The sequence below is a fragment of the Pseudomonas sp. DR208 genome (assembly GCF_019823005.1).
In the GTDB taxonomy this organism is placed as follows: Bacteria; Pseudomonadota; Gammaproteobacteria; order Pseudomonadales; family Pseudomonadaceae; genus Aquipseudomonas; species Aquipseudomonas extremorientalis.
Window position 1 is genome coordinate 2,283,659 of the sequence record NZ_CP081944.1, and the last position, 21,603, is coordinate 2,305,261.

A 21,603-nucleotide genomic window follows, 5' to 3' on the forward strand; every position below is an offset into this window, starting at 1 on the left:
TTGCGGGAATAGCTCAGTTGGTAGAGCACGACCTTGCCAAGGTCGGGGTCGCGAGTTCGAGTCTCGTTTCCCGCTCCATATTCGACAAAAACGCCGATCAGCAATGATCGGCGTTTTTGTTTGTGCGTGATTTGTGCAGAGCCGCCGCAGGCCCGCTGCGGCAGCGTTCAATGCGCCGTCTGGGCCTCCTGCGCCGGCATGAAAAAACGCGCAAACAACTCGGACTGAGACTTGATGTTCAGTTTGTTGTAGAGGTTGCGACGGTGAACTTTGATGGTCTCTGCCGACAGGTTCAGCTTGCCGGCGATTTCTTTGTTGGAAAAACCGCTCAACAGCAACTTGAGCACATCTTTTTCGCGCGCAGTGATTTGTGTGCCCAGTTGCACGATGGCCTCTGACCAGGGTGGCGGTTCGTCCTGGCTTTTTTCCGCATCAGTCTCAAAGCACATGCGTTGATGCATCAACGCCATCACCCATGGCTTGATAATGTCCAGGGTCGCGATCTGCTGCGGGCTGTATCGCGCGTTGCTGCCGAATGAAATGCACAGCGTTCTGTCGGCGTCGAGTTGTACGTTGTACTGCACCTCATCCACGCTGATGTACTGGGCGAAATACTGGTGGTAATACTCGGTGGTCAGGAAGTGCTCCGGCGCAATGTCGGACAGATGAAAAAAGCCGCTCTGCGGGTTTTCGCGGTTGGCAATGTAGAACGGGTCGAGCAGGTACAGCCCTTTTACGTAGCGCTGGGTCAACGCGTCCACTTCGTCCGCATCGGCGACCTCAGTCACGCTGACCACCCGTACCTGGTGGTCGCTGAAGATCAGCACGACCCAGTTGTCGATCTGGACGTATTCCTTTAGCACGCGAACCAGTGAGCTCCAGAACGCCGGTCGGTTCAGTTGCATGATCAGCGTCCCGGCCGACCGATGCCAGGCCAGGTTGTGAAGGTCGAGCGACATGTACTACCCCTTTAGGGTTAGGCATTCATGGGGCTGGGCTAAGTACTTCTAGGTATTTACTAATCGGACGTGCCGAGTATATTCACCCCTCAGCGGATGAAGGCCATGATGGCCTGTCGTTTTTGACAAGGATAGCGATATGAGTCAACCCCGTTTGCGCGCCATGTTCATGGCGGCGCTGGTCTGTGTGGGCGCGAGCGCGCCGGTCTCGGCGGCCGAACCCCGGGTCAACCTCTACAACTGGTTCGGGCTGATCGCCCCGGAAACACCCAAGGAATTCGAGCAGAAAACCGGCACCCGGATGCACATGGATGCCTTCGACAGTGCCGAGATCATGCAGAGCAAGGTCATGGCCGGGCGTACCGGGTATGACGTGGTCGTCGCCACGTCGAATGTCTTGCCCAGCCTGATCAAGGCCGGCGTACTGGCGCCGCTGGACCGCTCTCAACTGAGCAACTTCTCGCATATCGATCCGGAGATGCTGGCGCTGCTCTCCGCCAATGACCCGGGTAACCGCTACGCCGTGCCCTACCTGTGGGGCACCACCGGCATTGGTTACGACGTGGACAAGGTCAAGGCCGCCCTGGGCGAGAATGCCCCGGTGGACAGCTGGGACCTGATCTTCAAGGAAGAGAACATCAGCAAGCTCAAGTCGTGTGGCGTGGCGATGCTCGATTCCCCGAGTGAAATCATTTCGATCGCCTTGCATTATCTCGGGCTGCCCAGCAACAGCCAGAACCCTGAGGATTACCAGAAAGCCCAGGCGCTGCTGCTGAAGATCCGCCCTTACGTCCTTTACTTTGATTCATCCAGAACGGATGCCGACTTTGCCGATGGCAACATCTGTGTGGTGGTGGGCTGGGCGAGCGGGGCGCTGACGGCACAGGCCATCAATGAAAAAAACAACACCGGGCGCAAGATTGCCTACAGCCTGCCGCGCGAGGGCGGGTTGGTGTGGTCGGAAAACTTCGTGCTGCTCAAGGATGCGCCGCATGCCAGGCAGGGTCTGGCGTTTATCAACTACATGCTTGAGCCGCAAGTGATTGCCAAGAGTTCCAACCACACGCTGTACCCCAACGCCAACAAGGACGCTACCGAGTTGGTCGAACAGAAGCTGCGCGACAACCCCTGGATTTATCCGTCCAAAGAGACCATTGCCACACTGGTTCCCCTTGAACCGCTGCCCTTGAAGTTGGAGCGAATCCGCACGCGTGTGTGGACCAAAGTGAAGAGCGGCACGTGACCGGCTGAATGACCAGGCATGCCGGGCTGTTGCAGGCGTGCCGTTGAAGGAGATCAATCATGGGCCAAGCGGAATATCAGCGCGACTTGAAGTCGGACGATGACGAGGCGTACACGCAAATCGAAGAACAGATCGGCCACTGTACGCCCGAACAAGCCTGGGCCATGTATTACGTCTCGACCGGCATGGTGCGTGAGTACATTACACGGGCGGTGATGGAGCATATTGGCCGGGGCAACCGGGCGCTGCTGCTGGAGTTCCCGGAATTGGCCCGGGCCGAAGAGAAATCCCGCTTCCTGCTGCCGCTCTAACCCCATGCCGATCAGCGATGATCGGCATTTTTGTGCGCGCGCGGGTTTGCCGCTTTGGCCAGGCGCACCGTGGCCTCACGAATTTCCGCCTGATTGAGTGAGGCAAAGCCCAGGCGCAACGCATTTTCCGGCCGGTCCATCGGCGAAAATTGCCGACCACTGCGTACGACCAGCCCATGCTCCAATGCGGTGGCCACCATCTGATCGACGTTTATCCGATCTTCAAAACGCACCCACAGCGCCAGCCCGCCTTCGGGTTCGCGCACCATGATCCGATCACCGAATGCCGCATGTAGACAGCCCTGCAAGGTTTCGCGGCGGGCGCGGTATTCCTTGGATACCCGACGCAGGTGTTTCTTCAATTCACCCGCGTTGATCAGGTCCGCGAGCATCTTCTGCGCCACCGCGTCGGCATCGCCCAGCATCAACGCAGCGTTGCCGTGCAGGGCTTCAATGACGGGTGTGGGAGCCACCACATAGCTGCAGCGAAACGTCGAGCCGAGCGCCTTGGACAGCGAGCCGACGTAGAGCACATGGCGCTGTGAGCGGTCGCTGGCCAGCGGCAGGTAAGGTCGTCCGTTGAAGTGATATTCGTGGTCGTAATCTTCTTCGATGATGCAGAAGTCATGCAGTGCCGCCAATGCCAGCAGCTGTTGCCGCCGCGCTGCGTGCAGGCTCACGGTGGTGGGGAATTGGTGGTGCGGCGTGAGATAGATCATCCGCACCTTGTGCTCGCGGCACAGACGATCGATCTGGTCGGTGCGGCAGCCTTCGTCGTCGACGTCCACCGTGACCAGTTGCGCGCCCAGCTTGCGGAAAATCTCCCAGGCCGGCGGGTAGCTCAGGCGTTCCACCAGCACCACGTCGCCAGGCTTGAGCAGCAGGCTGGCGCTCAGGTACAGCGACATCTGGGTGCCTTGGGTCAGGCAGATATTCTCGGCGCTGACCGTCAGCCCGCGGTTGTTGCGCAGCATTTCGGCCAGGGCGCAGCGCAACTCATAGCCGGTGCCCTCACTGCCATAGCGCACCGTATTAGAGGCGAAGCTGTTGCGCAGGGCATTGCGGTAGTGGCGGTGCAGCACGGCTTGGGGCAGCAGGCGGTGGTCACTGGTGCCGTTGTCGAAAAACAGTGCGCCATGCCGGTGCTGCAGTGCCGTCGCCTGGGCGTTCTGGGTGAAGTACGGCGCGTTCGCCTGGGCCAGGATGGGCGGTGCGAAGGACGGTTGCGCGCGATTCGGCATTGGCTTGGGCGCCAATTGCGCATTGACGAAGGTCCCGCGTCGCGGCTCGCTGACCAGCCAGCCTTTGGTCATGGCTTCTTCGTAGGCCAGGATCACGGTCTTGCGGTTGACGTCGAGCAATTGCGCCATTTCCCGCGTGCCCGGCAGCAAAGTGCCGGGCGGCAAGCGGCCCTCGACGATTGCCGTCACCAGGCCTTCGGCGATCTTGCGGTAGGACGCCTGGCTGGCGCTCTCGTCCAGCTTGAGCAGCGGCCGCCATTTACGCATCTGGACCATATGAAGTATCCAAAACTGGAGGTTTTAATGGGCCTAGTCTAGCGCAACAATCTAGCCTCACTCACCCCGAGGTTGTTATGAATACACGTCATGTCATCGAACTGTCCCCCTCGGGGAAAACCTTTGAGGCCGGTGATGAGCTGTTGCTCGATGCGATGCTCGCCAGTGGCCTGTCCGTGCCGTTTTCCTGTCGGCGCGGTGCCTGTGGATCGTGCAAGGTGGTGGTCGCAGAAGGGCAGTACCGGGCCAGGCAGTTGGCGCCGAACGCCCCCGCGCCGTGCTATCCGTTGGCGGCGAATGAAATGTTGTTGTGCCAGAGCCACGCCTGCGGCGATATGCGCCTGGAAATTCCCGGCTGGTCCCTGGACACCCCCGCGCTGAGTGTCGAGGCGCAAGTGCTGAGCAAGTGCGCATTGAGCCCTGACATCATTGAGCTGGTGCTGATGCCGGACCTGCCATTGGCGGTGCGTGCCGGCCAGTACCTCAAGTTCCGTCTGGTCGACGGTGACTCGCGGTGTTTCTCGATCGCCAACCTGCCGGCCGAAGATGACGGGCGCCTGGTCTTTCAGATTCGCCAGGTGCGCGGCGGGCTGTTTTCCGAGGCTGTTCTGGGCGACCTGGAGGCCGGCGACGTGCTGCAACTGGAGGGGCCTTTTGGTGCCTGCACCTGGCAGGACGTGGATGACAGCCCCGTGGTCCTGTTCGCCACGGGCACCGGCTATGCCGGCATCAAACCAATCCTGTTGAGCGCCTTGAAGCGCAATGTCGAAGTGACGTTGTACTGGGGCGGCGCGCAGCCGGCAGACTTCTATGACCGCGTGTTCCTGGACCAGTCTGTCATCGATCACCCGCGTTTTCACTGGCACCCGGTGCTGGCTTCGCAGGGGCGCGTGCAGGACGTTGCGCTGGGTCATGGGCATCACTGGCAAGTCGCCCAGGTGTACGCGTGCGGCAACGGCGCAATGATCCGCCAGGTCCGCGAGCAGTGCCTCGACGCGGGCTTGCCGGCTCACCGGTTTGTCGCCGAAGCCTTTGTGCCCAGTGGTGGCGCAGGCACGCAAGCGCCTACACCTGCGTTCGATCCGATCTGGGAAAAGGTCGGCCCCCGTTACTCGTTCGACGGCATGCTGGCGGCCCGTGACCAATCCATCCGCGCCCTGGCGGCCATTGCCAGCCGACTGCGGGTCGGCATGACCACCGGCGAAGCCCTCGACATGGCCGCCGAACAACTGCAGGCCATGGGCGCATCGCACACCTGGCACCCGACCTATATTCGCTTTGGCGCCGACACGGTCCGCCCACCCCGCGAAGGGATCGACCGCCAGCGCAGGCTGCGCGCCAGCGATATCGTCGTGGTTGATCTGGGCCCGGTGTGGGACGGCTATGAAGGCGACTACGGCGATACCTTTGTGTTCGGTGACGCGCCGCTGCACATGGCGTGCACGACCGCGCTGCACGAAGTGTTCGATGAAACCCGCGACGCCTGGTTGCAAGGCCTCACCGGTCGAGAGCTGTATGACTTCGCCGAGCAGAGCGCCGTGGCAAAAGGCTGGAGGCTGGCGCGCAACCTTGCGGGGCATCGCCTGGCGGACTTCCCCCACGCGTTGTTCGAGAACAAGGAATTGGCGGATCTGGACATCCCACCGAGTGAAATGGCCTGGGTGCTGGAAATCCAGCTGTGCCATCCCACGGAACCGGTCGGTGGTTTTTTCGAGGATATGTTGAGGCTGCAAGCCTGAAGAGCCCGCCGTTGCGGCGGGCTCTTTGCATCAGTGCTTTGGGCTCAGAGCTTCGGCAGCTGACCGATACGGCCCATCATTTCGGTGACGATCTGCAGGTCGAGCAGGAACTGGTCGACGGTCTTGAACTCGCCGTCGGTGTGCCCGGTGTACTTGACTTCCGGGCGCGCCAGGCCGAATTGCACGCCGTTGGGCAGTTCATGCACGGAGGTTGCGCCGGCGGAGGTGCCGAACTTGTGCTCCATGCCGAGGTTTTCCGTGGCGACTGCCAGCAGTGCCTTGACCCATTCACCTTCCGGGTTGCGGTACATCGGCTCGGCCACCGAGTAGGCGAAGTCCACCTTGACCTTGGCTTTCTTGTCCCAGGCGCTCAGCTTGTCGGCGATCTCGGCCTTGAGTTTCTCTGGCGACTTGCCCTTCGGCACACGCAGGTTCACCGCCAGCTTGAAGGCTTTTTCATCCAGGCCGACAAAAGTCAGCGAGGTAGTCAGTGGCCCCATGAACTCGTCGGAGAAGCCCACGCCCAACTTGCCGCCCAGGTAGTCCAGGCCCCAGTTGTCGGAGGCATACCGCGCCGCGTCTGTGATGTGGTTGTGCTTGAGGGCGATCTTGCCGTCGACGCTGTGGATCAGCTCCAGCATGCGCGCCACCGGGTTGACCCCGGACTCCGGCTCGGAGGAGTGAGCGGACACGCCGGTGACGGTCAGCTTGACGTCTTTGCCGTCGACCTTGGCGGCCACTTCAAAATCGCCGCCGTTGCGCTTGGCGTATTCGCTGCCGGCCTTTTGCAGGCTGGCGGCCAACTCGGCAGGCTTGTCGCTGACGAAGGTCGCCACCGATGCCGACGGAATCTGGTTGGTGGCCATGCCGCCGGTCATCGCGATGATTTCCGCGCCTTTGCCTTCACCCTTGCGGCGCGGGAAGGTTGCCATCACCGTGCCGTAGCCTTTCTCGGCAATCACCACCGGGTAGCCGCCATCCAGCGCCAGGTTGTATTGCGGTGTCGGGTTCTTTTCGAAGTAGTAGGGGATCGCGTCGCCGGAGGTTTCTTCGGTGGTGTCGACCAGCAGCTTGAAATTGCGCGCCAGTGGCAGCTTTTCTTCCTTGATCACCTTCATGGCATACATCGCCACGACGATGCCGTTCTTGTCATCTTCGGTGCCACGGCCGTACATGTGGTTGCCGATCAGGGTGACCTTGAACGGGTCGAGTTTGGTGCCATCTTTGAGCACCCAATTTTCCGGCGTTACCGGCACCACATCGGCGTGGGCGTGGATACCGACGACGTCGTCGCCACTGCCTTCCAGGGAAATTTCGTACACGCGGTTGTCGATGTTGCGGAAGTTCAGGTTAAAGGCCTTGGCCAGGTCCTGGAGCTTGCCGGCGATCTTGATGAATTCCGGGTTCTTGTACTGCGGCAGGCCATCCACGTTGAAGGTCGGGATTTCCACCAGCTCGCGCAGGGTTTCGAGGGCGGCTTTGCCGTACTTCACCCGGGTGTAGATGCCCAGCAGGCGATTGATTTCGTTCTGCTGGTCGGCGCTCAGGGTTTTGTTGTCGAGAAAGGCACTGATTGCCGGGCCGACGTCGCTGGTCTTGCCCAGGTCGCCTTTAGCCAGCGCGCCGAGGAAGCCGCGAAAATCGGTGACGGACGTTTCGTTGAAGTTCTTGAGAATCGCCGTGCTTTGCTCGGGCGTGATGTTGGCGAAGGCGGGGCAGGTAACAGCCGAAAGGCTCGCCGCAAACAGGGTGGCAGCCGCCAATTGCTTGAGTGGAAAGTGCATGGAGAGACGCATTCCTTTGCAGGTAGTGAGTAGGAGGTTTCTGATCGATCTGTCAGAAACATTTCCACACACTACCATTAGTCAGGTGCCTCTGGTCAATGCTGGCCAGGGTGGGGCTCGGGGTACTCAGCGGTCATGTCCAAGGCTCTGGCGTAGGGTCCATCCCACAACTGCTCGTGCAATTGCCCCACACGCTTGGCCATCGCTTCATTGCGCATCACCACTTCCAGGTTGCGCGAATTATCCAGGTAGCCACCCAGCCAATTGCTGGTGCCGACCCACGCCACCTGGCCGTCGATCTCCATGGTCTTACTGTGGATCACCCGCGCATAAGGAATGAATCCCTGCCTGGCCTCGGGCAGGGTGACGATCTTGATCTGCACGTTGGGCAGCACCGCCAGGCTCTTGAGGTAGGGCAGTTCCAGCTTGTCGGTGTTCCAGTTGGACACCATCAGCTTGATCGACACCCCACGCGCCGCCGCCGCGCGCACGGCATTGTCGATCACCGCGTAGTACGGACGGGTCTTGTCCGGTCCGTAGGACAACGGTGCGTAGTCCAGCAATTGCACGCGCACTTCCTGTTTGGCTTCATTCAACAAACGCGGCAGTTCCAGCTGCGAGTCGCCCACGCCGGGCGGGTTGTAGCGCTGCGGGCTGGCGACCAGGTAGTTGCCGGTGCGCGGTGGTTCTTTACCCGCGACGGGCAGTGGCACCGGCTGGTTGTCGGCCAAGGCCTGCTGGGCTTTCCAGTCTTGTTCGAAGATGGCCTGCACCTGCCCCACGACCGTCGGATCAGTGATGCGCAGGCCGGTTTCGTGGATGTGCTCCAGCGAGCGCCAATCGAAATTCTGGCTGCCGACAAACGCCTGCTTGCCATCCACCACCAGGTACTTGGCGTGGATGATCCCGCCGCTTACACGGGCGTAGGGCAAGACGCGAAAGGTCAGGTTAGGGATCGCGCGCAGGCGTTCCAGTGTGGAGGCCTCCGACAACTTGATGCCTTTTTCTTCGAGCAAAAAGCGAATCTTCACACCGCGTTTGCCGGCGGCTTCCAGGCGCTCGATGACACGATCCATCACCGAGCCGGGGTGATCGGCGGCGTAGAACTGGCCGATATCGATGCGGCTTTTGGCGCCGTCGAACAGTTCGCTCCATACCGGGCCGGGCTGGCGCAGGTCGTCGGTGCCGAGGGCGGTGTCCACCGGTACGGTGTGTACCAGTTCAAACCCCGGAATCGAAAAGTCCGCCTGGGCCAGCGGACTGAGGAGCAAGCCGGCAAGGCCGGCGATACGCAATTTCAAGGAGACGGACATAACACTCTCTTCACTGATGTAGTGAGCGGGCTTGCCCCGCGCTGGGTGGCGCAGCCGCCCCAAACAGTCCACCGCGTTGTCCCAGAAAGACCGAGGTGCCTGGATATGGGGTGGCTGCGCCACCCAACGCGGGGCAAGCCCGCTCACCACAGGTTTATGCGGTGCGGCTGTGCAGCGGCGTCGGTACCCGATGCGGCACTTCACTCTGCACACGGGCACCGGTAGCGGCGCGGATCAGCAGGATTTTCAGCTGGTCGTTGATGCGCTCCAGGCGGTCCTGGAAGAAGTTGTGGAACACCACGCAAAACAGTGCGATGGCGATCCCCAGGCCGGTGGCGAACAGGGCCGTACCGATGCCACCGGAGATCTGGCCCGGGTCCGACACGCCTGCCGTCGCCAACGCCTTGAAGGTGTCGATGATGCCGAGGATGGTACCCAGCAAACCCAACAGCGGCGCGGCGGTGGTGATGGTTTCGATGATCCACAGGCTGCGGGCCAGCGGCGCGCGGGTGGTCAGGTACTGGGTCTCGATGACGTCATCCAGGTCCTTGCGCGAGCCGTTCGACGCCTTCTGTACCAGCACCGGCAGCACCATGCTCAACGGCAGGCTGTCACGACGGGTCAGGCTCTCCGGCAGGTCGCGTTCGCTGTGCACGTTGGCGCCGAGCACTTCGGTGAGTGCATGGGCCTGGCGGCGTACATACGCGAAATAAATCCCGCGCTCGATGGTGATGAAGATCGCGATGGCCATCGCGGCATACATCACATAGAAGGTGATGTCGTGGAGCAGGTTCATGTCCATGTTCAGTTACCTCGCAATTAGAAATTGGCTTCCAGGGAAACCGTCACGGTGCGTTCCAGGCCCACGATGTAGGCCGGGTCGCCGTCACGGAAACCGCCGTAGGTGGCCGCGTTGGTCTTGGTGGTGTACACGCCGTCCAGGTACTTCTTGTCGAACAGGTTGTCGACGTTCAGGCGCAGGGTCGCGTCCTTGACCACTTTCTTGTCCACCGGCAGGTAGATACCGGCGCCGGCGTTGAATACGGTGCGCCCGGAGATGGCTTCGTCGTTGGTCAAATCGCCGTAGAGCTTGCTGGTGTACTTGCCGCCGAAGGTGCCGTAGAAGCGGCCGTCGTCGTAGCCGATGTTGGCGGCCAGCATGTTTTTCGGCACGTTGGCGAACTGCTTGCCGCTGGTGGGCAGTACGATCGCTTTGCCAGCGTTGTACACGGTCAAGTCGTCTTGCTGCTCGGCCTTGGTGTAGGTGTAGGAGGTGTAGTAGTTGAAGTGATTGGGCAACAGGCCGCTCCACTCCAGTTCCAGGCCGCTGTTGTTGACGGAGCCGGCGTTGATGTCGGCGAAGTCGCCGTTGATATCGCGCGACGACACCTGGCGATCCTTGAACTGCATGTAGAACAAGGTGGCGGCCACGGTCATGTCTTCATCGGTGTAGCGCCAGCCCAGTTCGTGGTTCCAGCTGGTTTCCGGCTTGGCGTCGATGGAGCCTGCGCCCTTGTCGTACAGCACGTAGTTCTGCGGGATGCGCATGTTGCGCGACAGGCTGTAGAACACCTGGTCGCGTTCATCCACCTGGTATTTGAGGCCGGCGTTGGGCAGCAGTTTGTTGTAGGTCTGGTTACGTTTTTCTGCTTGCTCGGTGAGGCTGCCATGGTTGGTGCCGTCACGCTTGACGTTCATATAGGCCAGGCCGCCGATCAGGGTCCAGTCCGAGTTGATGTACCAAGTGTCCTGGGCCCAGACCTTTTGCGCTGGGGTGATGGTGAAGCGGTCGCGGCCCTGGATGGTGTTGCCATTGGCATCCACCACCGCCTCGTTGGAATCCGGCCAGGTGTCGACCGGCTTGCCACTGGCCTTGAGCGGAATGAACGGCTGGGTCTGGCTCTGGCGTGCGCGCTCGTACCAGTAGCCCACTTGCAGGCTGTGATCGCCCAGGTCCCAGTTAAGCTTGGTGGTGATGCCCGGACGCCAGGTCTGGGTGCGTGAAGGGCGATAGTACACGCCGCTGTTCGGGGTGCCGTCGGCGTTGTATTGAGCGCCGGTGGGCAGGTTGCCCAGGTCGAACACGCCGCCCTGGTTCGAGCCGCGGTTCAGGGCATAGCTGGACGAGCCGACGCCGCTGCCGTTACCCCAGTAGTAATACGGGATCACCGACAGCGCGAGGTTGTCGGCCAGTTTGAATTGGGTGTTGAGCACCGCGGTAAACGTCTGGAACGGGTTCTGCGCCAGGGCGTAGTAGCTGTTGTACTTGCCGTTGCTGCCCACGGTGGGGGTGGCGGGGTAAGGGTCGTATTTGCGGCCGTTCTGCTGGAACTGGGCCTTGGTCAGTTGGCTGTAACTGTTGTTGTCCTGCTCGTGGTATTTGAGGATCAGGTTGGCGGTGTTGCCATCGCCGGCGTCGAAGAAGCTGTTCCACTCGACCTTGTCCGCGCGCACGGCACCCGAACCGCGCCACATCTGGCCTTCGGTATGGGAGGCCGACAGCCAGTTGCTCAGGCCGTTGATCTCGCCGGTGTTGAGGCGGGCGAAGGTCTTGCGGGTGGCGTTGCTGCCCATGATCTGTTTGACGAACGCACCGGTTTCCTTGGTCGGGCGAATGGTCACGATACCGATGTTGCCGCCGCTGGAGCCGATGTGCGGGCCGTCGGCTTCCGAAGAGCCCTGGGTGACGAAGATCTGCTCGATGTTTTCCGGGTCGCCCAGCAGGTTGGAGTACAACGCGTAGTTGCCGGAGTCGTTGATCGGCATGCCGTCCACCGACATCCCCACCTGGTCGGAGTTGAGGCCGCGCATGGTAAAGCGAAAGCCTGACAGACCGGTGTTGTCTTCACTGGAAATGTTCAAGCCTGGGGTGTACTTGAGCTTGTCCACGGCGTTGCCGGTGGCGGTCTGTTTATCCAGCGCTTCCTTGGTCACGGTGGAGCGGCCCTTGATGCTTTCTTCCTGCACCATGTAGCCGCCACCTGCCGTGGCCTTGCCCTGAACCCCAATGGTCCCGACGTCACTGTCACTGGTATCGGCCATGACCATTCCATGGCCCATGCTTGCGGCAACAAGTGCCAGATGAATCCGTGTGAACCTCATCTCTGTCGTCCTGGTGTCGGGTGCTTATTGCACGCTGTAGTTGAAGGTGGCGGTGAAGCGCTGCTCATTGCGGCCCCCGAAGGCTTGCTCGGGGAACGGCTTGACTTGCTTGATGCGACGCAAGCTGTTGGTGGCGGCCCGGTTGAGCAACATGCTCGAGGCCTGGGTTTGCAAGCCGGAGTCGAGAACCCGACCCTGGCGGTCGACCAGCAACCACACCACCACTTCGCCGCTCGGGCGTTCGAGGGAGGCCTGGCGCCCGGTGGGGTACTGTTTGTAGGTGTCCAACTCGTTGCGCAGCCCCTTGAGGTAACTGCCTTCCAGCGCTTGGCCGTCGACCTTGGGAGGGGCGGGCGGCGCGGGTGTCGGCGCGGCCTGGGCCACGGCCGCAGGCGCCGGTCTGGCGGCGACCGGTGGCGGCGTCGGCGCAGGCGTTGGCTTGGCCACCACGGGTTTGGGCACGGGCTTGGGTTTGGGCTCAGGCTTGGGTTTTGGCAGCGGCTTGGGCGGCGGCGGCGGGGCCGGCTCGGCCTCTTCATCCTCGATCACCGGCGGTGGCGGCTCTTGTTCCACCACCGGTTCCGGGATCACCTCCGGCTCCGGTTCGACCAGCGCCAACTCGACGGCGGACTCGTCATACACCGGTTCGACCTTCAAGGTCTGGGACTGGATACCCAGTGCAATCAGCACCAGAGCGATCAGGGCCGGGACGCTGCCCAGCAGCTGACGCGCACGAAACAATACGTACATGATCAGGACTTACGCGTGGCAATGGACACGGAGGTAAAGCCACCCAGACGCAGGGTGTCCATCACCTCCACCAGGCGCGAAACCTCGACGCCTTTGTCGCTGTTCACGATGATGGTCGACTTGGTGTCAGGCTTTTCGGCCGCTTTCAACGCCGGCACCAGCCCATCGACCGTGAGGTCCTTGCCATCCAGTTGCAACTGGCCTTCCAGGCCCAGGGTCAGGATGAATTTGTTCTGCGGCTTGAGCTGCTGCGAACTGCTGGCGCTCGGCAGTTGGGTCTTCATGCCGAGGGCCGGAATCACGTTCAGGCTCACGAGTACGAAAAACACCAGGAGGAACATCATTACGTCGATCATCGGGATCAGTTCGATGTGCGCCTTGCGTTTTTTCGGTTCGTCCCAGGTTCTCATTCCGCTACCCCGTTATTGAATTAGGGGCGACACGCTAACAACCAAAAATGACCGATTGGTTAACTTTAATTGACGTTTTGAGGGCTCTAGGACGGGTATTACAGGCGACTCTTGGGGCATTTTTGTGACGTAACAGAATTGAAACCCGACAGGGGCATTCTCAAAAACTTTACATCGAGGGCCCCCAAAGATGAGTAGCGAATTGCCATGTCTTTCCACTCCGCGACTTCTATTGAAAGCACTGGAAAAGCACCAGGCCGAGACGTTGTGCACCCTCGCCAACGGGCCGAAGATCGCCGATAACACGGCGAGCATTCCGTCGCCCTATACCCTGCAAACGGCGCAGGATTTTATCGACGGCATGCAGGAGAAATTTCGCTCGGTGGGGTTGTTGAGCCTGGGCGTGCATGTGCGCGACAGCGGCGAACTGATCGGCATCGCCAGCCTGCGCATCAATGCGGCTCATCACTATGGGCACCTTGGCGGCTGGACGGCGGCGGATGCACGTAACCTGGGGTATGCGACCGAGGCGGCGACCGCGCTGATGGACTACGGCTTTGGCGAACTGGGCCTGCACCGTGTGGGCAGCCAGTGTTTCAGTCGCAACAAGGAATCGGCGCGGGTCATGGAGAAAATCGGTCTGCAGTATGAAGGCTGCATGCGTGGGGCGTTCCTCAAGAATGGGGTGCATGAAGACATGCTGGTGTTCGCCACCCTGCGTGAGGATTGGGAGTTTCGGCTGTGAGCGGCGACGTCGATCACGGTCGGCGGCGGGTCCTCGCCGGGCTGGCCGTTGCCACCACCTTTTCGATCCTCAGCCCGTTTGCGCGCAGTGCCGGGGTGGACTACCCGTTCACTTTGGGCGTGGCCTCCGGCGATCCATTGCCTGACGGGTTTGTGATCTGGACGCGCCTGGCGCCGCTGTTCAATGCTGGCGATGGCCGGGGTGGCTTGAGCCGCCCGGTGCCGGTGCGTTGGCGGGTTGCCCACGATGCGGCGATGACCCGCGTGGTGCGCCAGGGCGAGGTCATGGCCAGCGAGCGCTGGGGGCATTCGGTGCATGTGGAGGTGGCGGGCCTGGAGCCGGGCAGGTCGTACTGGTACCAGTTCGAAGGGCTCGGCGCGCAAAGTCCGGTGGGGCAGTCGCGCACGGCACCGGCGGTGCATGCCATGGTGTCGGCACGCTTGGGGTTTGTCTCGTGCTCCCATTGGGAGCGTGGCTATTTCAGTGCGTATCGCCACCTGGCGCAGGAGCAACCCGACCTGGTGTTTTTTCTCGGGGACTATATCTACGACAGTTCCTACGCAGCGGACTCGGGCAAGATCATTCGCCCCCATGGCAGCGGCAACGCGGTGAGCCTCAGCGACTACCGCAACCGCTATGCCTTGTACAAAACCGATCCTGATCTACAGGCCCTGCACGCTGCTGCACCGAGCGTGGCGACCTGGGACGATCACGAAGTGCAGAATGATTACGCCAATCGCTGGTCCCAGGACCCGAAGGTCCCGGTGGGGCAGTTTCTGCAGCAACGGGCGGCGGCGTACCAGGCCTTTTATGAGCACATGCCGCTGCGTGCCAGTAGCTTGCCGAAAGGGCCGGACATGCGCATTTATCGGCGTATGGATTACGGCCGGTTGGCCCGTTTCCACGTGCTGGACGGCCGACAGTACCGCTCCGAACAACCGTGCGTCCTGGCCAATGGCAGCCACCAGGGGCATATCGCCGATAACCTTTGCCACGACTTGCGCGACCCTGCCCGCACCCTGCTCGGCTGGCAGCAGGAGGCCTGGCTGGACCGGGGCTCTGCCCAATCGAAGGCACAGTGGAACATCATCGCCCAGGACTTGCTGGTGGCGCCGTTGACCCAGCGCGACCTGACCAACCACAAGCCGGGGCGCTGGACCGATGGCTGGGATGGCTACATGGCCAATCGTTCGCGGATGCTGGCTTCCCTCGAGCGCAACCGGGTCAACAATCCGGTGTTCTGGGGCGGCGATATCCATTCGTTCTGGGTGACGGACTTGCATGCCGATGGCAACAACCCGGATTCGCCTGTGGTCGCCACGGAGTTCGTCGGTACGTCGGTGACGTCCGACGGGCCGCCGTTTGAGGCGTTCAGCAAGATCCTGCCGCTTAACCCCCATGTGAAATTCTTTGACAGTCGCCAGCGGGGGTATGTGTCGGTGGAGGTGGAGGCGGGCAAGATGCTAACGCACTTGCGCGTGATTACCGACCCGCGTGATCCGGCGGCCAGGGTGTCGACGCTGAAGTCGTTTGTGGTGGAGGCGGGGCGGGCGGGTGCGGTTGAGGTGTAGGGAAGTTTGTTCTGACAAGCCAATTTTCTGTGGCGAGCCCGCTCGCCACAAGGGGGAATGGGGCTGGTTCAGGTGATTTCGTAGCGTACCGACAACGCGCCCTTTTTCTCCGATAACGCCAGGATGGTGATTTGGCCCAGTTCACCCAAGGTCTGCACATGAGTGCCCCCACAGGCATACGCAGGCAACTGGCCAAAGCCGACCTGGCGGGTACCGTCTTCCAGGTTCATATGGCGCGGGTAGTCCGCAGCGATCCATTGGTTGACCTGTTGCTGGATCGTCTCGGCGTCCATGCTCTGCGCGGCTTCACCACGGATAAAGGTGATCTTGCCTTCGCCTGGCCAGTGATGAGCCTTGATGGGCATCCAGCCCAGGGTCTCGCCCACGTTGCCGATCAAGTGCCCGGCGGAGTGCAGACGGGTGTGCAACGCCCGGCGCTGTTCATCGACCCGTGCGGTGGCGGGGCCCGGCGCCAGCGGGCGGTCGACGTAATGCACCACATGATCGGCTTCCTGGGTCACGCGCAGCACGCTGCTTTCACCGAGCCAACCGGTATCGAAAGGTTGCCCGCCGCCCTGTGGATGAAAAATCGTCGACTGCAGGATCACCGCGAACTGGTCTTCGTGGGGCGTGCAACTCAGCACCTCCAGTTCGGCAGTCAGGTGGTCGTGGGTGAAAAACAGGCGTTCGGTCATGATCTACATCCGCATCAGGGTTCTGCGGGCAGTATAAATAGTGCGCAGATGGGTGATAATCCGCTCAATTATCAATGGACCTGTGCACCATGAGCATCAATCTACCGTTGCCACTGCTGGGCGAGATGGCGATCTTCGTCAAAGTGGTGGAAACCGGCAGCTTCTCCGAAGCCGCCCGGCAACTGGGCGCTTCGCCGTCCTCGGTGAGCCGCAGCATCTCGCGCCTGGAAAAAGCCCTGGCCACGCGTTTGTTGCAACGCACCACGCGCAAATTGCGCCTGAGCGAGGGCGGGGAAGAGGTGTTCAAGCGTTGCCAGGAGATGGTCAACGCGGCGCGTTCGGTGATGGAGATCAGCGGCCAGTTCACCCACGAAGCTGAAGGGCTGGTGCGGGTCAGCGTGCCCAAGGCGGTGGGGCGGTTTGTGGTGCACCCGCATATGCCGGAGTTCCTGCGGCGCTATCCCAAGGTCGACGTGCAGTTGCTCCTGGAGGATCGGCAGGTGGACATGATTGATGACAATGTCGACCTGAGCATCCGCATCACCGACAGCCCGCCGCCGGGGTTGGTTGGCCGGCAGTTACTGCCCATCGAGCATTTGTTGTGCGCGACGCCGCAGTACCTGGCCGAGCATGGAGTGCCGGGCCATCCCCATGATCTGTTGGAACACAGCTGTATCTACCTGGGGGAAACGCCAGGGGACTCGCGCTGGAAATTCCGCCAGGCGGGCAAGGCGGTGACGGTGGTGGTGCGCGGGCGGTATGCGGCGAACCACACCGGGGTGCGGTTGGATGCGGTATTGCAGCATGTGGGGATTGGCAGCCTGCCGTACTTTACGGCGCGCCATGCGCTGGAGGAGGGGCGTTTGGTGCAGGTGTTGCCGGCGTGGGACTTTATCGCGTCCTATCATGGCGAGGCGTGGTTGCTGCATTCGCCCACGCGCTATCTTCCGCCGAAGTTGCGGGTGTTTATTGATTATCTAGTGGCGTGCATGGCGAAGGAGCCGACATTGCGACGGCCCATTCCGGATCGCTGATCAGTGCTTGCTTTGGTCGTCGGGCATGGCCAGCAGCTGTTTTTCCTGGTTCCAGTCGAACGGTTCGTCGTTCTGTTCGGCTTCGAAGCGGCGCTCTTCCAGGGCCTGGTACAGGTCCAGTTCTTCATCGGGCATGAAGTGCAGGCAGTCACCGCCAAAGAACCACAGCAGGTCGCGTGGCACCAGGTGGGCGATCTGTGGGTAGCGCAGGATGACCTGGCTCATCAGGTCCTGGCCCAGGTACTGGCTTTCGATCGGGTCGATCGGCAGCAGGGCGCGCAGTTCGTCGAAACGCTCCAGGAACAGGGAGTGGCTTTCCTCGGGCACCTGTTCGGCTTCGCCGACGGCAACCAGGATGCTGCGCAAGTGGTCGAGCAAGACGAGATGATCGGCAACGACGTTGGACACGAGATAAGTCCTCTAAAGCAAAAACGGGCGCGGGAGTATATGCCCCTCGCGCCCGTTTTTATATGACCACTCGACTCAGCGGACTTTACCCTCAGCCTGGGTCAACTCTTCCTTGCTGAAGTCATCCACGTCGATCACCTTGCGCCGCGCTGCTTCAGCGTCACGCAGGGTCTGCGCTTCGGCGGGTTGCAGCACGCCGGCGTGCAATGCCGCATCAATGGCATGCTCGCCGGCAGCAGGTTTGACCTGGCCGCTCTTGAGCGCGGTGTGCAGTTTCTTTTGCAGCGGATGGCTGGCGCCCAGCAGGTCGTAGGCATGTTGCAGGGCACCCACCGGGTCTTCCGCCGATTGCGGGCGGTAGCAGCCGGCCAGCAACTCTTCCAGGGTCGGGTCGCCTTTGGCGCGGCCGATCACGGCGGCGACTTCGGCGTCCAGCGCATCGGACGGGCCGGTATGGCGACGCCCGAACGGGAACACGATCACCCGCAGCAGGCAGCCCAGCACCTTGTTCGGGAAGTTGCTCAGCAGCTCATCCAGTGCGCGCTCCGATTCGCCCAGGCTTTCTTCCATGGCCCAGGCGAACAGCGGTTCCAGGTGATCCGGCGAATCCAGGTCGTGGTAACGCTTCAATGCGGCCGACGCCAGGTACATATGACTCAACACATCACCCAGGCGCGCCGACAGGCGTTCACGACGCTTCAACTCGCCACCCAGCAGCATCATGCTCAGGTCGGCCAGCAGTGCGAACGCGGCGGCCTGGCGGTTGAGTGCGCGGAAATAACCCTGACTCAAACGGTTGCCTGGCGCTTTTTCGAAATGGCCGACGCCGAGGTTGAGCACCAGGGTGCTGGCGGCGTTGCTCACGGCAAAACCGATGTGTTGCATCAGCAGGCTGTCGAATTCCTTCAGCGCCTGGTCATGGTCTTCGCGACCGGCCAGGGCCATTTCCTTGAGCACGAACGGGTGGCAGCGGATCGCGCCCTGGCCGAAGATCATCAGGTTGCGCGACAGGATATTCGCGCCTTCCACGGTGATGAAGATCGGCGCGCCTTGCCAGTTGCGGCCCAGGTAGTTGTTCGGGCCCATGATGATGCCCTTGCCGCCGTGCACGTCCATGGCGTGGCTGATGCACTCGCGGCCGCGCTCGGTGAGGTGGTACTTGAGGATCGCCGACAGTACCGACGGTTTTTCCCCCAGGTCCACCGCATTGGCGGTCAGCATGCGCGCGCTGTCCATCAGCCAGGCGTTGCCGCCGATGCGGGCGAGGGCTTCCTGGATGCCTTCGAAGGCCGACAGTGGCACGTTGAATTGTTCGCGCACCTGGGCGTACTGGCCGGTCACCAGGCTGGTGAACTTGGCCGCGCCGGTGCCGACCGCCGGCAGGGAAATCGAACGACCCACGGAGAGGCAGTTCATCAACATCATCCAGCCCTTGCCGAGCATTTCCTGGCCGCCGATCAGGAACTCCAGGGGTATGAACACGTCCTTGCCGGAGTTGGGACCGTTCATGAACGCGGCGCCCAGGGGCAGGTGGCGCCGGCCGATTTCCACGCCAGGGGTGTCAGTGGGGATCAGCGCCAGGCTGATGCCCAGGTCTTCCTCGTCACCCAGCAGGTGATCCGGGTCATGGGCCTTGAAGGCCAGCCCGAGCAAGGTCGCGACCGGGCCAAGGGTGATGTAGCGTTTTTCCCAGTTCAGGCGCAGGCCGAGGGTTTCCTTGCCTTCCCATTCACCTTTGCAGATCACGCCGGTGTCGGGCATCGCGCCAGCATCGGAGCCGGCCAGCGGGCCAGTCAACGCGAAGCACGGGATATCATCGCCACGCGCCAGGCGCGGCAGGTAGTAGTTGCGTTGTTCTTCGGTGCCATAGTGCAACAGCAGCTCGGCCGGGCCGAGGGAGTTGGGCACCATCACGGTGGAGGCCAGGTCGCCGCTGCGGGTGGCGAGCTTCATTGCGACCTGGGAGTGGGCATAGGCGGAGAATCCCTTGCCACCGTATTCCTTGGGAATGATCAAGGCGAAGAAACCGTGGGTCTTGATGTGTTCCCAGGCGGCGGGCGGCAGGTCCATGGCCTGACCGATTTCCCAGTCGCTGACCATGGCGCACAGTTCTTCGGTGGGGCCGTCGATGAACGCCTGTTCTTCTTCGGTCAGCCGGGCCTTGGGATAGGCCAGCAACTTGTCCCAGTCGGGGCGACCGCTGAACAGCTCGCCGTCCCACCACACGGTGCCGGCGTCGATGGCGTCGCGCTCGGTCTCGGACATCGGCGGCAGGACTTTCTGGAACCAATTGAACAGTGGCTTGGTGAAGTATTGGCGGCGCAGGTCAGGCAACAGCAGGGGCGCGGCCACCACGGCGATCAACACCCAGAAGATCAGCAGCAGCCAACCCGGTGCGTGGCCCCAGGCGCCCATCGCCAGCAGGTAGACGGCGACCACGCCCAGGGCGGGCAGGGGGGCGACGCGGCGGTGTGCGAGGTAGGCAATGCCGACCACCAGCACCAGTATCCACAACAACAGCATATTCAATCCTCCGTGAAACCAGGGGCGAAACCACCAGGGAGCTTAGTCGGCATCCGAACAAGCGGGGTGATCAGGGTGTAACGAGATTTGGCCGATTCGTCGTTATCGCCGTGGCAGACCTGTCGTTAAACTCCAGGCTTGCTTCGGAGATAAAGCTCATGGATACGTACCTGAGTCCCAGCCGCTTCATCGATAGTGACCACCCTGCGGTGGTGGAGTTCGCCGAAAAACATCGCGGAACCCACGCGGCTCCAAGTGACCAGGCAGTCAGCCTTTACTACGCCGTGCGTGAGGCGATTCGCTACAACCCCTACACCTTCAGCCGTGATCCAGACACCTTGAGTGCCAGCTTCGCGTTGAGCACCGGCGAAAGCTATTGCGTGCCCAAGGCCACCTTGCTCGCAGCTTGCGCCCGACACTGCGGCATCCCGGCGCGCATCGGCCTGGCGGATGTACGCAATCACCTGTCGACACCGCGCCTGATCGCCTTGCTCAAGAGTGATGTGTTCGCCATGCACGGTTACACCGAGCTTTACCTGAACCATCGCTGGGTCAAGGCCACGCCCGCATTCAACCAGCAGCTGTGCGATCTCTTCGATGTGCCGCCGCTGGACTTCGATGGCGTTCACGACAGCGTCTTCCATGCGTTCAACCGCCAGGGCCTGCGCTCGATGGAGTATGTGGTCGACCATGGGCAATTTCCCGACGTGCCCGAGGCGTTTTTCTTCGCGCATATCCAGCAGTGTTACCCCCACCTGTTTGCCGAGGAAATGCCGCCCCTGCTGGGTGATATGCAGAGCGATTTGAGCCGCGCGTGAACCGGCGTATGCTGCTGCCTTCATCAAGCCATGTTCATCAACAATAAAGGCGCGGTCATGCTGAAGATCTGGGGTCGTAAAAATTCATCAAACGTCAGGAAGGCACTGTGGTGCGCCGAGGAACTCGGCCTGGACTATGAAGCAATTGATGCGGGCGGGGCTTTTGGCGTGGTCGACACGCCGCAGTACCGCGCGCTGAACCCCAACGGTCGGGTGCCGATGATCGAGGACGGCGACTTTGTGCTGTGGGAGTCCAACACCATCGTGCGCTACCTCTGCGCCAGGCAGGCCTCCAGCTGGTACCCGAGCGACCTGAAGGCTCGCGCCAATGCGGAAAAGTGGATGGACTGGACCACCTCCACCTTCGCCGAACCGTTCAAGATCGTGTTCTGGGGCGTGTTGCGCACCCCGGCGGAAAAACAGAACTGGGACAACATCCACGCCGGTCGCCAGGCCTGCATCGATGTACTCCAAACCGTTGATCAAGCCCTGGCCACACAGCCGTATCTGTCGGGCAACGAGATCGGCATGGGCGATATTCCGTTGGGCAGCTTTATTTACGCCTGGTTTGAAATGCCTATCGAACGGCCTGCGATGCCCCATCTCGAGGCATGGTACCAGCGCCTGCAGCAACGCCCGGCCTACCGCAAAGCGGTCATGACCGCGTTGACTTAATACCCA

The 21,603-nt window shown here is 61.6% G+C and carries 19 protein-coding genes and 1 tRNA gene; 9 read left to right on the top strand and 11 right to left on the bottom strand.

Annotation, left to right across the window (positions count from 1 at the left end; translation table 11 throughout):
* The first annotated feature begins 2 nt into the window (after nucleotides 1-2).
* Nucleotides 3-78: transfer RNA gene (locus tag K5K89_RS10330), tRNA-Gly, on the top strand.
* 89 nt (nucleotides 79-167) lie between these two features.
* Here K5K89_RS10330 and K5K89_RS10335 read toward each other — a convergent pair.
* A complete protein-coding gene (locus K5K89_RS10335; RefSeq protein WP_071492228.1) occupies nucleotides 168-959 on the bottom strand; it encodes a response regulator transcription factor in 792 nt (263 codons plus the stop codon).
* Between the two features lie 139 nt (nucleotides 960-1,098).
* Between K5K89_RS10335 and K5K89_RS10340 the strand changes: the two genes are divergently transcribed.
* On the top strand, nucleotides 1,099-2,202 hold the full coding sequence (locus K5K89_RS10340) for a polyamine ABC transporter substrate-binding protein (RefSeq protein WP_092247916.1): 1,104 nt from the start codon (nucleotides 1,099-1,101) through the stop codon (nucleotides 2,200-2,202).
* 59 nt (nucleotides 2,203-2,261) lie between these two features.
* Entirely contained in the window at nucleotides 2,262-2,513 is a 252-nt protein-coding gene (locus K5K89_RS10345) for a hypothetical protein (protein ID WP_222541344.1), read from the top strand.
* An 11-nt stretch (nucleotides 2,514-2,524) separates the two neighbouring features.
* Here K5K89_RS10345 and K5K89_RS10350 read toward each other — a convergent pair whose 3' ends face one another.
* Nucleotides 2,525-4,030, bottom strand: a complete 1,506-nt coding sequence (locus K5K89_RS10350) for a PLP-dependent aminotransferase family protein (protein WP_222541345.1) — start codon at nucleotides 4,028-4,030, stop codon at nucleotides 2,525-2,527.
* Nucleotides 4,031-4,107: 77 nt separating this feature from the next.
* Here K5K89_RS10350 and K5K89_RS10355 point away from each other — a divergent pair, with 77 nt between their 5' ends.
* The gene (locus K5K89_RS10355) at nucleotides 4,108-5,769 is read left to right on the top strand and encodes a M24 family metallopeptidase (protein ID WP_222541346.1); all 1,662 of its coding nucleotides are present in this window, start codon (nucleotides 4,108-4,110) and stop codon (nucleotides 5,767-5,769) included.
* 44 nt (nucleotides 5,770-5,813) lie between these two features.
* Here K5K89_RS10355 and K5K89_RS10360 read toward each other — a convergent pair whose 3' ends face one another.
* From K5K89_RS10360 to K5K89_RS10385, 6 genes are all read right to left on the bottom strand, one after another.
* Nucleotides 5,814-7,553 carry a dipeptidase gene (locus K5K89_RS10360; protein WP_222541347.1) on the bottom strand — a complete coding sequence of 580 codons (1,740 nt, stop codon included), beginning with the start codon at nucleotides 7,551-7,553 and terminating at the stop codon, nucleotides 5,814-5,816.
* 95 nt (nucleotides 7,554-7,648) lie between these two features.
* Nucleotides 7,649-8,866, bottom strand: a complete 1,218-nt coding sequence (locus tag K5K89_RS10365; protein WP_222541348.1) for a phospholipase D-like domain-containing protein — start codon at nucleotides 8,864-8,866, stop codon at nucleotides 7,649-7,651.
* A gap of 154 nt (nucleotides 8,867-9,020) precedes the next feature.
* Entirely contained in the window at nucleotides 9,021-9,668 is a 648-nt protein-coding gene (locus K5K89_RS10370) for a MotA/TolQ/ExbB proton channel family protein (protein WP_071492236.1), read from the bottom strand.
* Between the two features lie 17 nt (nucleotides 9,669-9,685).
* Entirely contained in the window at nucleotides 9,686-11,968 is a 2,283-nt protein-coding gene (locus tag K5K89_RS10375; protein ID WP_071492237.1) for a TonB-dependent receptor, read from the bottom strand.
* 24 nt (nucleotides 11,969-11,992) lie between these two features.
* A complete protein-coding gene (locus K5K89_RS10380; protein ID WP_222541349.1) occupies nucleotides 11,993-12,718 on the bottom strand; it encodes an energy transducer TonB in 726 nt (241 codons plus the stop codon).
* A 2-nt stretch (nucleotides 12,719-12,720) separates the two neighbouring features.
* Nucleotides 12,721-13,128, bottom strand: coding sequence for an ExbD/TolR family protein (locus tag K5K89_RS10385; RefSeq protein ID WP_071492239.1), 408 nt, complete (start codon nucleotides 13,126-13,128; stop codon nucleotides 12,721-12,723).
* 190 nt (nucleotides 13,129-13,318) lie between these two features.
* Here K5K89_RS10385 and K5K89_RS10390 point away from each other — a divergent pair, with 190 nt between their 5' ends.
* Together K5K89_RS10390 and K5K89_RS10395 are read left to right on the top strand one after the other, a co-directional pair.
* On the top strand, nucleotides 13,319-13,873 hold the full coding sequence (locus K5K89_RS10390) for a GNAT family N-acetyltransferase (protein ID WP_222541350.1): 555 nt from the start codon (nucleotides 13,319-13,321) through the stop codon (nucleotides 13,871-13,873).
* Nucleotides 13,870-15,444 carry an alkaline phosphatase D family protein gene (locus K5K89_RS10395; protein ID WP_222541351.1) on the top strand — a complete coding sequence of 525 codons (1,575 nt, stop codon included), beginning with the start codon at nucleotides 13,870-13,872 and terminating at the stop codon, nucleotides 15,442-15,444. The genes K5K89_RS10390 and K5K89_RS10395 overlap by 4 nt, the downstream gene beginning before the upstream one ends.
* 68 nt (nucleotides 15,445-15,512) lie before the next feature.
* On the opposite strand, the gene K5K89_RS10400 is transcribed toward K5K89_RS10395, so the two are convergent.
* Nucleotides 15,513-16,139 (bottom strand): hypothetical protein, encoded by a 627-nt coding sequence (locus tag K5K89_RS10400; RefSeq protein ID WP_102593003.1) that lies wholly within the window; start codon nucleotides 16,137-16,139, stop codon nucleotides 15,513-15,515.
* 89 nt (nucleotides 16,140-16,228) lie between these two features.
* Between K5K89_RS10400 and K5K89_RS10405 the strand changes: the two genes are divergently transcribed.
* Nucleotides 16,229-17,173 carry a LysR family transcriptional regulator gene (locus tag K5K89_RS10405; RefSeq protein ID WP_093123055.1) on the top strand — a complete coding sequence of 315 codons (945 nt, stop codon included), beginning with the start codon at nucleotides 16,229-16,231 and terminating at the stop codon, nucleotides 17,171-17,173.
* On the opposite strand, the gene K5K89_RS10410 is transcribed toward K5K89_RS10405, so the two are convergent.
* Together K5K89_RS10410 and K5K89_RS10415 are read right to left on the bottom strand one after the other, a co-directional pair.
* On the bottom strand, nucleotides 17,174-17,581 hold the full coding sequence (locus tag K5K89_RS10410; protein WP_010211653.1) for a PA2817 family protein: 408 nt from the start codon (nucleotides 17,579-17,581) through the stop codon (nucleotides 17,174-17,176).
* A gap of 75 nt (nucleotides 17,582-17,656) precedes the next feature.
* The gene (locus K5K89_RS10415; RefSeq protein ID WP_071492244.1) at nucleotides 17,657-20,104 is read right to left on the bottom strand and encodes an acyl-CoA dehydrogenase; all 2,448 of its coding nucleotides are present in this window, start codon (nucleotides 20,102-20,104) and stop codon (nucleotides 17,657-17,659) included.
* 158 nt (nucleotides 20,105-20,262) lie between these two features.
* On the opposite strand from K5K89_RS10415, the gene K5K89_RS10420 reads away from it, so the two are divergent.
* Both K5K89_RS10420 and K5K89_RS10425 read left to right on the top strand, forming a co-directional pair.
* Entirely contained in the window at nucleotides 20,263-20,922 is a 660-nt protein-coding gene (locus tag K5K89_RS10420) for a transglutaminase-like domain-containing protein (protein WP_071492245.1), read from the top strand.
* Nucleotides 20,923-20,979: 57 nt separating this feature from the next.
* A complete protein-coding gene (locus K5K89_RS10425) occupies nucleotides 20,980-21,597 on the top strand; it encodes a glutathione S-transferase family protein (protein ID WP_058427209.1) in 618 nt (205 codons plus the stop codon).
* Nucleotides 21,598-21,603 lie beyond the last annotated feature (6 nt).